We start from the raw sequence: 12209 nt of genomic DNA on the forward strand, positions 1-12209 counted from the left end.
TAATTGGCATATGTCTCAAACAACGGAATAAAAAACCCCCTCGCGGAGATACTTTACATTAATGCTGCTCCCCGGGAGGAATCACCTTGACCCGTAATAAAGTGGAGATTTGTGGAGTGGACACCTCAAAGCTGCCCGTTCTAAACAATGCCGAAATGAGGGAACTTTTTCTCGCTCTGCAAACCCGAGGAGAGATCGCTGCCCGAGAGAAATTGGTAAATGGTAATTTACGTCTCGTGTTAAGTGTGATCCAGCGGTTTAATAACCGCGGAGAATTTGTCGATGATCTCTTTCAGGTCGGTTGTATTGGATTGATGAAAGCAATCGATAACTTTGATTTAAGCCAGAATGTTCGATTTTCAACCTATGCAGTACCGATGATCATCGGAGAAATTCGTCGTTACCTGAGGGACAACAATCCGATTCGTGTATCCCGGAGCTTGCGTGATATCGCTTATAAAGCGTTACAAGTAAGAGACCAATTAACGAATCAACATTCCAGAGAACCAACGATATTGGAAATTTCTCAGGTTCTGAACGTACCGAAGGAAGATATTGTGTTTGCATTAGATGCGATTCAGGATCCAGTTTCCCTCTTTGAGCCGATCTATCATGATGGTGGTGATCCTATCTTCGTCATGGATCAGATTAGCGACGAGCGTAACAAAGACGCTCAGTGGATTGAAGAGATCGCTCTTCGCGAAGCGATGAGGAAGCTAAATGATCGTGAAAAAATGATCCTTTCCATGCGGTTCTTCGAAGGGAAAACCCAAATGGAAGTCGCCGATGAGATCGGTATTTCACAAGCCCAGGTTTCTCGTTTGGAGAAATCAGCTATTCAACAAATGCAAAAGCATGTTAAAACTTAAGCTACAAGTATGTGAAGAGGATGGAGGTGACTCCATCCTCTTCTTCTTTTTACTTTTTTACTGCACCGAGAAGCTTATTCCACTAATTTGTTTCATTCTATTTGAAAAAATAAATTTACAATTATTTACCAATTACCTGGTACCGGAGCTTTTTGGTGATGTCCCCTCAGTAACCTCTATAGCCATTATCCCCTTCTCTCAGTTATAAGCGAGAACCCCGAGAGCCCCGAGAGCCCCGAGAGCCCCGAGAGCCCCGAGAGCCCCGAGAGCCCCGAGAGCCCCGAGAGCCCCGAGAGCCCCGAGAGCCCCGAGAGCCCCGAGAGCCCCGAGAAGAAAAACAAGGAGTACCCAGGGCAACTCAAAGCTAAAGACCAGTAAGCAGTACTCGCAAGCAAAATAGTATCAAGTAGCATACCCATGAGCTCAAACAAAAGCAGCTCATGAAGTAGAGCCCGAAGTTTCACTTAAGTGCATCAGGACCCGCAAGTAGAACTAAGTGAACCACGAGCTGAACCTGTAGTCAGAACCAAGCAGAACCCACAATCAGAACCCACAATCAGAACCCACAAAATCAGAACCCACAGGAGCAGAACCCACAAGAGCAGAACCCACAAGAGCAGAACCCACAAGAGCAGAACCCACAAGAGCAGAACCCACAAGAGCAGAACCCACAAGAGCAGAACCCACAAGAGTAGAACCCACAAGAGTAGAACCCACAAGCAGAACCACAAATTGAATCGTGATCAAATTTTTTCTTTTTACGAAGTCTGAGTGCATGAGTTTTGAATATGGTTTGTAAATTAAAGGAATAGTTAGGTCAGCCAGCTGTGTTCAAAAGTCCGATATAGTTTCGCTTATGTATAGCGGAATTATCTACACGACTAATTAGTGTGGGATATTTAATAGTTGGGGATGTTGCACATAGAAGTACAAGTGTTTCATAGGTGTTAGAGTTACGTTTTACCGCATTGAAAGTGAAGCAATACTGATCAAGATAAGATTGCAAATGCTTTGAACCAATACCGTTAAAAATAGTGTTGATCCATTCAGAAGCAATGGCACAGCTTCGAATAAGAGACCATTCTCGATTACGACTAAATTTCTGAATTACAACTGAAATGTCACTGACGGCAGGATCGACGTGTTGTGAAACAAAGGAGAGACCTCCGGAAGGGGTAATACGATCATAAACGAGGTGTTCATCTGGGACTTGTTTGATTTTGAGATGTGTAATTTGATTGCTGTTATCAAAGGAGCCACCAGCGAGTAAGGGCTGTTCTTGAGGATGACGGTAAATCGTCGGATTATAAGGTCGTCCGTAGACCCCCCAGTTAACCCGTACTAGACCAGAGAGCATTTCTTTAGAGTCTGTGTAAGACATGGCATGACGAATTTTATGACAGATGAGCCAGGCGGTTTTGTAGGTCGTGCCTATAATGGAGGCCAATCGAGTAGCGCTAATGCCCTGTGGTGTAGAGTGAAGAAAAAATGCTTGAAACCAAAGTTTTAAAGGTGTTCGACTGCCTTCCATAACTGTACCCGAAATAAGTGAAGTTTGGACATGACAAGATGTACACTCAAATAAGGGTAATTTGCGAGAGCGTATCAAATAAAAATAGGGGTGATTGCAGCAAGGACAACTAAATCCATTTGGCCATCGAGCGGAGAACAAAGCGTTAATGCAGGTTTCTTCATTGTTAAACTTTTGGCAGAAAAGATCGTAGGTTAAGGTTTCGTCCACTTCAATTCACCACCTAAATAGGAACGTTTGTTCTCTTTTATATTACTGGAAATATTATAATTTCACAAGAAGTTTTGAAGAAATATTTGTTTTTTTTCAATAGGTGGGTGGTGGGAAGTATGAGTAGATCGAAATTCACTTTGGACTACTGAGTGTGGGGATAATGGACCTAAGGGTAGGCAGAAAGAGGATTCATATTTCAAACTGAGTGAAGGGGATAAAAGGCATAAAGAAATATGAATCAATTCCGAAACTGAGCGAGGGGGATAATGGATATAAGCAAATTGGGGGGAGAGAATTGTAAAAAGGAAACTGAGCGAGGGGGATAGTGGAAATAGGAGTCCACGAATATATTGTTCCTTATGCATCTTATGCCGTACATTTTTCCAGACTGGCTCATATATTTAATATTAGGGTACAAATGTCCTGTCGACTGACTGGGGGCGAGGAATTTGAAAATTTCCGATTTTCAAACGAAGGACGTAATCAATATAGTGGATGGAAAAAAACTTGGGCAGGTTAGCGATCTGGAACTGGATTTACGTCAAGGACGAATAGATTCGATTGTTGTACCAACGTCTACACGCTTGTTTGGCATGTTTGGCGGGGGTAACGATGTCATCATCCCATGGAAAAATATTGTGAAAATTGGTACGGATGTCGTGCTCGTGCGATTGGACGATGCAAAGATATACAGGCTTGAAGATGGAGAGCAGCATTCTGGAAGGTAGCGCGCCAAAGGCGCGTTTCTTCCGATTGCAGGGGAGCTATGGTAAACTGTTGTTGGAGGTGTAATTTGTTGGAACCGTTTCAATTACGCGAGGAAAACGAGGAGTCATCGTTGTTGATGTTGCAGTCATGGTGCGACTTAGACGGAGTAACAGCCGGCTTTACGACTAGACATGCCATGAACACTGCACTCCACGTGGGAGATGACCCGATTAAAGTTGTAGATCGCCGCTCAAGGGTTATGAATCAGTTAGATTGGAAAGTTGAAGCTTTTACTTGTGCAGAGCAGGTGCACGGAAATCAAGTACACGTGGTCACTTCAGAAGATGTGGGCAGTGGTCGATCGGATCGCGAAAGTGCAATTCAGAATACGGATGCACTCATTACAAATGAATCCGACGTGTTACTTGCGATGTATTTTGCTGATTGCGTGCCATTATATTTTTATGATCCTGTGACTGGAAGTATGGGGCTTGCACATGCGGGATGGAAGGGTACTGTCTTCGAAATTGCTGTTAAAACAGTTGAGAAAATGTGTGCAACATTCGGAGTCAAATCAGAAAATTTACTTGCAGCCATAGGGCCTTCTATCGGGAGCTGCTGTTATGAAGTAGATCAAAATGTACTTCGGCACGTTCACCCGTTATTAGATTCGTTAAGAGATGGTAATGATTTAATAGATGAGACAAGTGTCATTAAACCAACATCAAAGGAAAGTCATGCATATCTTGACTTGAAACATTTAAACCGACAACTTATGATAAAAGCAGGAATTTTGCCGAGCCGCATCGAAATGTCTTCATGGTGTACAAGCTGTCGTTCGGACCTGTTGTTTTCCCATCGGAAAGAAAATGGGATAACGGGACGGATGATGAGTTGGCTGGGAAGGAAATCGAGGTGATCGTTTCGTGACATTGCAAAGCCGTATACGAGACGTGGAAAATCAGCTAGAGCAAGCGTGCTTAAGAAGTGGCAGACTTCGTGAAGACGTACAGATTATTGCTGTCACCAAGTACGTGTCAGTAGGTACCGCAGAAGCAGTCGTACAAGAAGGCGTAACGCATATCGGGGAAAATCGCTGGCCGAATGCCAAAGCTAAATGGGACGCTTTGAAGGGACAAGCTACTTTTCACTACATAGGCTCTCTTCAAACAAACAAAGTAAAGGATGTTATCGGGAAATTCGATTATATCCACTCTTTAGACCGCCTATCCTTGGCAGAAGCCATTCACAATCGCGCACAGGTACTGGATATCAAGGTTCCTTGTTTTTTACAAGTAAATGTGTCCGGTGAACAATCGAAGCACGGTCTAGCTCCTGAGGAAGTCGCACCCTTCCTCGTCGAACTCCTTAGATACGACAGGATAAGACCGATTGGTTTGATGACGATGGCCCCTTACGAGAGTGAGCCCGAGGAGACAAGGCCCATCTTCCGTGCGCTTCGACAACTCAGGGATGAGCTAAATCAGTTGTCTATTTTGAATGAACCACTAATGGAGCTTTCAATGGGAATGTCGAATGATTTCGAGGTAGCTGTTGAAGAAGGCGCTACACGTGTGCGTTTGGGAACGGTGTTGGTAGGGAAAGAAGAGATGGAGGAGGGATAATAATGGGTGTTATGAATAAATTTCTGAATTATTTGGGCTTGCAAGAGGAGCATGAGCAAGAGGTAGAACGTGATCGTATGCTAGAGGCCGATGAGCAAGAAATTGAAACCCCATCCTTTGAACCACGTAAACAATCAAGTAAGAACAATGTCGTAAGCATTCATTCTCAGAAAAACGCTCGAGTCGTACTTACGGAACCTCGCTCTTATGACGAGGCACAGGAAATCGCGGACCAATTGAAGACTCGCAAATCTGTCGTCGTTAATTTACAGCGTGTAAGAAGAGATCAAGCGATTCGTATCGTTGATTTCTTAAGTGGCACCGTTTATGCGCTTGGAGGTCATATCTCTAAGGTTGGACCAGATATTTTCCTCTGCACACCGGATTCGGTGGAAGTATCGGGAACGATTACAGAGATGTTGTCTGAAGAAGCTGCTGCTGACTACCCCAAAATGAGGTGACATCAGGTTGGATCAAATAGAAAAATATATATGGATACTGTATAACATTTACCGCTATATGATTATTATTTATGTACTTATGTCCTGGTTGCCTTCAGTGCGCGAAAGCTTCGTAGGAGAATTATTAGGCAAGGTTGTTGAGCCTTATTTAAAACCATTTCGTCGCTTAATCCCTCCTATCGGTGGAATGATTGACATTTCGCCTATCGTTGCATTTTTTGCTTTGGGCTTCCTAGCTCAAGGGCTAATTGCAGTGTTAGATATATTTATTTAAGATACGAGGAATCTAATGTCACATAAAGAAATTTACGAGCATTTTCATCCGGATGAAAAAGCATTTGTGGATCGCGCCTGGGAATGGGTCGAACGAGCCGCTGAACGTCATGAGACGAAGCGGACGGATTTTCTCGACCCACGCCAGGCGCATATTTTATTTACGTTGGCTAATCGCCATCCTGATGCTCAGGTTAGATTAGCTGGCGGCAGTGCTCAAGCTGAACGGCAGAGAGCTCTTGTAGCACCAGACTACAGAGTGCTAGATGATGAAGATATGGGTATCGTCGTCTTAGATATCTCATCTGAGGATCGCCGTATTTCCGAATTAGATCATGGCGACTACTTGGGGGCTTTGCTTGGCCTTGGGATAAAACGTGATAAGATCGGAGATTTACATGTAAGCGATGAAGGCTGCCACGCTCTAATTGCCGAGGATATTGGAAATTTCCTCATCGGACATATGAAACAAGCTCATCGGATAGAGGTTAGGGTCTCTGTGCTTCCGTTAGCTGCTCTTAGGGAGGTCAAGTCCACTTTAGAAGAGCAGGTGCTCTCTGTCGCCTCTATGCGACTTGACGGAGTTGCTAGCGATGTGTTCCGCCTAAGCAGAACGAAAATTCTTGCTCCGATTAAAGCAGGACGTTGCAGAGTCAGTTGGAAACCGGTAGAAGATCCCTCCCATCAATTACGGGCTGGAGATATGGTTTCGATGAAAGGCTTTGGCAGATTTAAGGTGCTTGATGTGGAAGGCGTGTCGAAAAGCGGTCGAATTCGTGTGAGAATCGGTAAATTTGTATAGAAGCTTAGAAGGATTTTCACAGCTTTCGTCGAATTCAGTCATTGAACACGCAACATGGAATATAGACTTAGGAGGTGCGCCAATGCCACTTACTCCATTGGATATCCATAACAAAGAATTCGGCCGCCGGCTACGCGGATACGATGAGGATCAAGTGAATGAGTTTCTCGATCAGATCATCAAGGATTACGAGGCGATGATTCGCGAGAACAAGGAACTACAAAATTCAGTAGCAGCATCACAAGACAAGCTGGGTCACTTCTCTAACATAGAGGAAACTCTCAGCAAAACAATCATCGTAGCGCAAGAAGCTGCGGATGAACTAAGAAGCAACGCGAAGAAGGAAGCTCAGCTTATCGTTAAAGAAGCGGAGAAGAACGCAGACCGCATTATCAATGATGCGTTATCAAAGTCCCGCAAGGTTGCTTTGGAAGTTGAGGAATTGAAAAAGCAAGCGACAATTTATCGTGCGCGTTTCCGTGCATTGATTGAAACTCAGATGGAACTGCTTACGCAGGACGGTTGGGAATCATTAGATAGCCGTGAGCCACGTGGAATTGAAGCTTAATGAATGTTTAACAAAAAAAGATCCTTGGGGGTCTTTTTTTGAATTTGATCACATGTGGGTTTGACAAAAGTCGTGGCAAAACGTATAACAGGAATATAAGATTATTCTATACCAATGTCGCAGACGGGAAAAAGTAAGCACGGTGTCTGAAATCCAGAGAGTTGGCGGTTGCTGCAAGCCAACATGAGGAACGTGCCGAATATCATCCCCGAGACGCTCAACAGAACTCCGAGGAAGCTTGCTCCGAGGATATTAAGATGAGCCGGATGTCCACCGTTACAGGGAACACGCACAATGTAAGAGCCAGTCTCATGACTGCTTGGATGCTTCTGTGCGTTGCGAGTTGCCGTCAGGCTTTCCGATTAAGGGAGCAAGGGCGGAACAAGGGTGGTAACGCGAGCTAACCTCGTCCCTTTCCAGGGATGGGGTTTTTATTTTGTTTACGAAAGGATGAGGAACGATGCAACGTGTAGACGTTAAAGAAAAGGCTAGATCCCGCGAACAGCGCGTTCTAGAGCAATGGAAACAAGAGGATACATTTCGTAAATCAATCGACAACCGCGAAGGGAAGCCGAACTTCGTATTTTATGAGGGTCCTCCAACGGCGAACGGTAAGCCACATATTGGTCATGTGCTAGGTCGGGTTATTAAGGATTTCGTAAGCCGATATAAGACGATGGCAGGCTATCGCGTCATTCGTAAAGCCGGCTGGGATACACATGGCCTACCCGTAGAGCTTGGCGTCGAGAAGCAGTTAGGGATCTCTGGCAAGCAAGAGATCGAGAAATACGGCGTGGAGTCGTTCATTACCAAATGTAAGGAAAGCGTATTTGAATATGAGCGCCAATGGCGCGAGTTAACAGAAGCGATTGCTTATTGGACCGATCTTGACGATCCGTATATTACACTGGACAACAACTATATCCAAAGTGTATGGCACGTCCTAGCAACGATTCATGACAAGGGATTGCTGTATCGTGGTCACAGGGTAAGCCCTTATTGCCCATGCTGCCAGACGACACTCAGCTCGCACGAGGTAGCCCAAGGCTATGAAGATGTTAAAGATTTGACTGCAACAGCAAAATTTAAGGTCAAGGAGAACGGTGAATTCATTCTTGCTTGGACGACAACACCTTGGACGTTACCAGCTAACGTAGCTCTTGCTGTTAATCCAGAGTTGGATTATGTACGTGTTCGTCAAGAAGGTGAAGTGTTCATCGTAGCTGCTGCATTAGTGGATAAGGTTATGAAGGGTGAGTACGAGACTCTAAGCACCGTCAAGGGGCGTGAGCTTGTAGGATTGACTTATGAGCCCCTCTTCCCTTACGTGGCAGTAGATAACGCCTATCGTGTCATTGACGCTGACTATGTCACCGACTCAAGCGGTACAGGGATCGTTCATATTTCCCCTGCGCACGGTGAAGATGATTACCGTGTAGCTCGTCAACATGATATTCCTATGCTGATGGTCGTTAACAACGAAGGCAAATATATTAGCGAAGTGACAGATTTGGCGGGGCGCTTCGTTAAGGATTGCGATATCGATATCGTCAAAATGTTATCAGAGCGTGGCTTACTGCATCACAAAGAAAGAATGGAGCATAGTTATCCGTTCTGCTGGCGCTGTAAAACACCGTTACTTTACTATGCAACGGAGAGCTGGTTTATCAAGACGACTGCAGTCAAAGACCAGTTGATCGAGAATAACAAGTCGATTCAATGGTACCCAGAGCATTTGAGGGACGGTCGATTCGGTAAGTTCCTGGAGGATTTGGTCGATTGGAATATTAGCCGTAACCGCTATTGGGGAACTCCACTTAACGTATGGACTTGTGAAACGTGTGGGAAAGAGAAATCTCCTCATAGCATCGCTGAGCTTCGCGAGCTAGCAATTGAGGATGTACCTGAAAATATCGAGCTACACAAGCCTTACGTGGACGAGATTCATCTGCGTTGTGAATGTGGCGGAGTAATGAATCGTGCTTCCGAGGTGATCGATGTATGGTTCGATAGTGGATCCATGCCGTTCGCTCAATATTTCCACCCCTTTGGTGATGAGACGAAATTCAATGAGCAGTATCCTGCGGATTTCATCTGTGAAGGAATCGACCAAACTCGTGGATGGTTTTTCAGCTTGCTAGCTGTCTCTACGCTATATAATGGCAAAGCGCCTTATAAATCGGTCATCTCCACGGGACATGTTCTTGATGAGAGTGGTCAGAAGATGAGTAAATCCAAAGGGAATGTTATTGACCCTTGGGAAATTATTGATGAATTCGGAACGGATGCATTCCGTTGGTCGCTACTAGCGGATAGTGCTCCGTGGAATAGTAAACGATTCTCCAAAGGGATTGTAGGAGAAGCCAAATCCAAAGTCGTAGATACGCTAGTTAATACACATGCATTCTACGCGCTGTATGCATCGATCGATGGCTATGTGGCTGCAGATCATAAAAAGCTGAAATCCGATAATAAGCTAGACAGATGGATCATCTCGCGTCTGAATTCCTTGATTATCGATGTAACAAAAGGCCTAGAGGTTAATGATTTCCTCAATCCGGCTAAAGGCATTGAAACATTCATCGATGAGTTGTCTAACTGGTACGTTCGTCGCTCCCGTGATCGTTTCTGGGGAAGCGGGCTGACAGATAACAAGCTCGCAGCTTACCAAACGCTCGGAGAGGTATTGTTGACCTTATCTAAGCTGATCGCGCCTTATGTGCCATTCGTTTCCGAGGATATCTACGGAAATCTTGGCGGCAAGGGTAGCGTGCATCTTGCAGACTACCCACAAGCGGATTCAACAGCTATCGATTCACAGCTTGAACGTGAAATGGCTGCGGTGAGGAACATCGTGGAACTGGCTCGTAACATCCGTAACGAGTCAAACTTGAAAACCCGCCAGCCTTTATCTGAGCTCCTAGTGTCTTTAAGCGAAGACTTCGATCTCTCAGGCTACGAAGATATCATCAAGGATGAGATCAACGTTAAAACGATTACGATTGTTAAAGATGATAGTGGATTCGTGAACTTTAACTTCAAGCTCAATTTGAAGGTCGCTGGCAAAAAGTATGGTAAAAACGTTGGGCCGATCCAAAACGCATTCAAGGGATTATCAAGTGATGAAACTAGAGAAATTGTTCAGACGGGTAAATTCAATTTTGTTACACCGGATGGGGAAGCGTTGGTCGTGGATCTGGAGGAAATTCTAGTCGAGAAGGAAGCGAAGACGGGATTTGCCTCAGCGTCAGGTGGCGGTCTAACTGTAGCCTTGAACACTGATATTACACCAGAGCTTGTGCAAGAGGGCTGGGTGCGCGAAGTCGTTCGTGCCGTACAGGATACTCGGAAGAAATTAGATCTTGCAATCGAGAAACGGGTAGACCTCATCCTGGATGTAGATGCGGAGCTTGAAGCTGCACTTCGTGCATTCGAAAGCGTTCTGAAAGATAATGTGCTTGTGAATGAGGTTTCGTTCGGGCAAGCTGCTGGAATGGAAACGGTGCAGGCCGGTGAGAAATCTATCGGGATCGCAATCGTTACGGAAGCATAATTAATATGGCAATTAGCTAAACATAATAAGGGAATTGATAAAACGAGCTCCTCTCTCCAAAGGTTGGCTGGATTCTTCCGCTAACTAGCGGGAGGGCTCGTTTTGCTTTCATGAACATAGGGTAATCGATATTGAAGGAAAAGGACGCCTGAAAGGATGTGCTGCAATGGGCGGAAATTCCAAGAACAATAAACCTAATCAAGTGAAGGTAAAGCTAACTCCGCAAGCGACATTGGAATCGACGGAACGATTATCGGATGAGGCGCATGAATTAAGGGGCACTTTGGGCTTCCTGTCTGACAAGCTTGAACGGCTTTCTGTGGATATGGAGAAGGCGCAATTGAGGGAATATGTTAATCTGATGCATCGACCGTGGCAGTTGATTTGGAAAAACTTTATTGCAGGGTTATCGCGTGGTGTAGGGATCGCGCTCGGATTTACTTTTTTCGCTGCGACGATCGTTTATATTTTGCAATTTCTCGGGGCGCTTAATTTGCCTGTGGTGGGGGATTACATTGCCGATATTGTTCGTATCGTCCAGCGGCAGCTTGAGATCAATCCTTATTAGATTCGATTCGAGTCGTACCTGCACAAATATATTCCTCTCCAGCCGCTTCCTCTCCGCCCATTGCCCTGATGAGATTGAAAGGTGGCAATGGGCTCCAAGAGGCGGACGTAAACTCTTACGAGGAATATATTTGTTCCGGCAACTTTACTCCTAATTCTCACTAAAAAAGTGTTATTCTCAATTTTTTTTATAATTCATCAGAAAACTCATTAGTCTCTAGAAAGTGATCCCCTTCGTTGTCGGCGATATATTGGCGATAGGCACGATTGCGGACAATCGTAACGTTGTGACCCGTAATATCGGTGGCGATGAAGCTTTCAAAGGGTTCAACGAACCCGTCGTTCTCGTCGGCTTCGATACTCATCTGATCGTAATCACTGATGTTATTTCCCTCGGCCATTGCGGGACTGTTAGAACTGCCCCATGATTCTACGATTTGCCAAGCATCCTCGCCATCAAATCCCGTCTGGTCTCGTTCGTCAAGACTAGTGCGTCCAAATGGTGGAGAAAGAAATTCCTCCTCGACAGGTCTGTTATTTGATGTTTGTTGGCGAGGCTCATGCTCCACACAATAAGTAGTTGTGGGAAGGGCTTCAAGCCTCTCGATGGGGATAAATTTACCACACGTGATACAATGACCATATTCACCCGACTCCATTCGTTCTAATGCTGCTTCAACACGTTCTAATCGGAAGGCTTCCTTTTCTAACAACGCGATGTCCTTCCCACGTTCGAACATCTCTGTAGCAGCATCCGCTGGGTGGTTGTCATTAGTGGAAAGCTCTCCAGTGGAATCACGAAAGGATGAGGACAAGCCGAAATGATCGTTCCCATGTACGCGGCTTTCCAATTCAGTCTGTTCCTGGATTAATCGTTGTTTAAGCTTGTGGATTCTCCCTTGATCTAACGAATTAGTCACGATGACAACTCCTTTCAACTTCTGAATAACTATAGTTTTCTCGAGAAGGACTGGTTTTACGTGCGAAATTTAGCGGGCAAGTATGGAGGTTTTGTCGATATTTACTTGCACTTCATGGA

13 protein-coding genes and 1 other annotated feature are annotated in these 12209 nt (G+C 45.0%); of the genes, 10 read left to right on the forward strand and 3 right to left on the reverse strand.

Annotated features, from left to right (window positions below; all coding sequences use genetic code 11):
- Positions 1–86 precede the first annotated feature (86 nt).
- Positions 87–869: an RNA polymerase sporulation sigma factor SigG gene (gene sigG, locus M1K58_RS18185; protein ID WP_256760254.1), complete on the forward strand. Its 783-nt coding sequence runs from the start codon at positions 87–89 to the stop codon at positions 867–869.
- 543 nt (positions 870–1412) lie between these two features.
- Here the strand turns inward: sigG and M1K58_RS18190 are convergent.
- Positions 1413–1616 carry a hypothetical protein gene (locus tag M1K58_RS18190; protein ID WP_256760255.1) on the reverse strand — a complete coding sequence of 68 codons (204 nt, stop codon included), beginning with the start codon at positions 1614–1616 and terminating at the stop codon, positions 1413–1415.
- 70 nt (positions 1617–1686) lie between these two features.
- Entirely contained in the window at positions 1687–2610 is a 924-nt protein-coding gene (locus tag M1K58_RS18195) for a transposase (RefSeq protein ID WP_256760256.1), read from the reverse strand.
- A 452-nt stretch (positions 2611–3062) separates the two neighbouring features.
- On the opposite strand from M1K58_RS18195, the gene M1K58_RS18200 reads away from it, so the two are divergent.
- The 9 genes from M1K58_RS18200 to M1K58_RS18240 all read left to right on the forward strand — a co-directional run bounded on the left by M1K58_RS18200 (position 3063) and on the right by M1K58_RS18240 (position 11171).
- On the forward strand, positions 3063–3341 hold the full coding sequence (locus tag M1K58_RS18200; RefSeq protein ID WP_256760257.1) for a YlmC/YmxH family sporulation protein: 279 nt from the start codon (positions 3063–3065) through the stop codon (positions 3339–3341).
- 68 nt (positions 3342–3409) lie between these two features.
- Positions 3410–4240 carry a peptidoglycan editing factor PgeF gene (pgeF, locus tag M1K58_RS18205; RefSeq protein ID WP_256760258.1) on the forward strand — a complete coding sequence of 277 codons (831 nt, stop codon included), beginning with the start codon at positions 3410–3412 and terminating at the stop codon, positions 4238–4240.
- A 7-nt stretch (positions 4241–4247) separates the two neighbouring features.
- Positions 4248–4946: a YggS family pyridoxal phosphate-dependent enzyme gene (locus M1K58_RS18210; RefSeq protein ID WP_256760259.1), complete on the forward strand. Its 699-nt coding sequence runs from the start codon at positions 4248–4250 to the stop codon at positions 4944–4946.
- A gap of 2 nt (positions 4947–4948) precedes the next feature.
- Entirely contained in the window at positions 4949–5407 is a 459-nt protein-coding gene (locus tag M1K58_RS18215; RefSeq protein ID WP_256760260.1) for a cell division protein SepF, read from the forward strand.
- A gap of 7 nt (positions 5408–5414) precedes the next feature.
- The gene (locus M1K58_RS18220) at positions 5415–5681 is read left to right on the forward strand and encodes a YggT family protein (protein WP_256760261.1); all 267 of its coding nucleotides are present in this window, start codon (positions 5415–5417) and stop codon (positions 5679–5681) included.
- Between the two features lie 15 nt (positions 5682–5696).
- Positions 5697–6482: a YlmH family RNA-binding protein gene (locus M1K58_RS18225; RefSeq protein ID WP_256760262.1), complete on the forward strand. Its 786-nt coding sequence runs from the start codon at positions 5697–5699 to the stop codon at positions 6480–6482.
- An 82-nt stretch (positions 6483–6564) separates the two neighbouring features.
- Entirely contained in the window at positions 6565–7050 is a 486-nt protein-coding gene (locus M1K58_RS18230) for a DivIVA domain-containing protein (RefSeq protein ID WP_256760263.1), read from the forward strand.
- A gap of 111 nt (positions 7051–7161) precedes the next feature.
- Positions 7162–7467 (forward strand) — a binding site (T-box leader).
- Between the two features lie 43 nt (positions 7468–7510).
- The gene (ileS, locus tag M1K58_RS18235) at positions 7511–10603 is read left to right on the forward strand and encodes an isoleucine--tRNA ligase (RefSeq protein WP_256760264.1); all 3093 of its coding nucleotides are present in this window, start codon (positions 7511–7513) and stop codon (positions 10601–10603) included.
- Between the two features lie 166 nt (positions 10604–10769).
- A complete protein-coding gene (locus M1K58_RS18240) occupies positions 10770–11171 on the forward strand; it encodes a DUF5665 domain-containing protein (RefSeq protein ID WP_256760265.1) in 402 nt (133 codons plus the stop codon).
- A gap of 187 nt (positions 11172–11358) precedes the next feature.
- Here M1K58_RS18240 and M1K58_RS18245 read toward each other — a convergent pair whose 3' ends face one another.
- Positions 11359–12090, reverse strand: coding sequence for a TraR/DksA C4-type zinc finger protein (locus M1K58_RS18245; protein WP_256760266.1), 732 nt, complete (start codon positions 12088–12090; stop codon positions 11359–11361).
- Positions 12091–12209: the final 119 nt, after the last annotated feature.

It is taken from the genome of Cohnella sp. WQ 127256 (genome assembly GCF_024519285.1).
GTDB lineage: Bacteria > Bacillota > Bacilli > Paenibacillales > Paenibacillaceae > Cohnella.

Excerpts from the sequence above, each read along its gene's own strand:
- M1K58_RS18240 (WP_256760265.1), top strand. The coding sequence starts at position 10,770 with ATGGGCGGAAATTCCAAGAACAATAAACCTAATCAAGTGAAGGTAAAG.
- M1K58_RS18225 (WP_256760262.1), top strand. The coding sequence starts at position 5,697 with ATGTCACATAAAGAAATTTACGAGCATTTTCATCCGGATGAAAAAGCA.
- M1K58_RS18230 (WP_256760263.1), top strand. The coding sequence starts at position 6,565 with ATGCCACTTACTCCATTGGATATCCATAACAAAGAATTCGGCCGCCGG.
- ileS (WP_256760264.1), top strand. The coding sequence starts at position 7,511 with ATGCAACGTGTAGACGTTAAAGAAAAGGCTAGATCCCGCGAACAGCGC.
- M1K58_RS18215 (WP_256760260.1), top strand. The coding sequence starts at position 4,949 with ATGGGTGTTATGAATAAATTTCTGAATTATTTGGGCTTGCAAGAGGAG.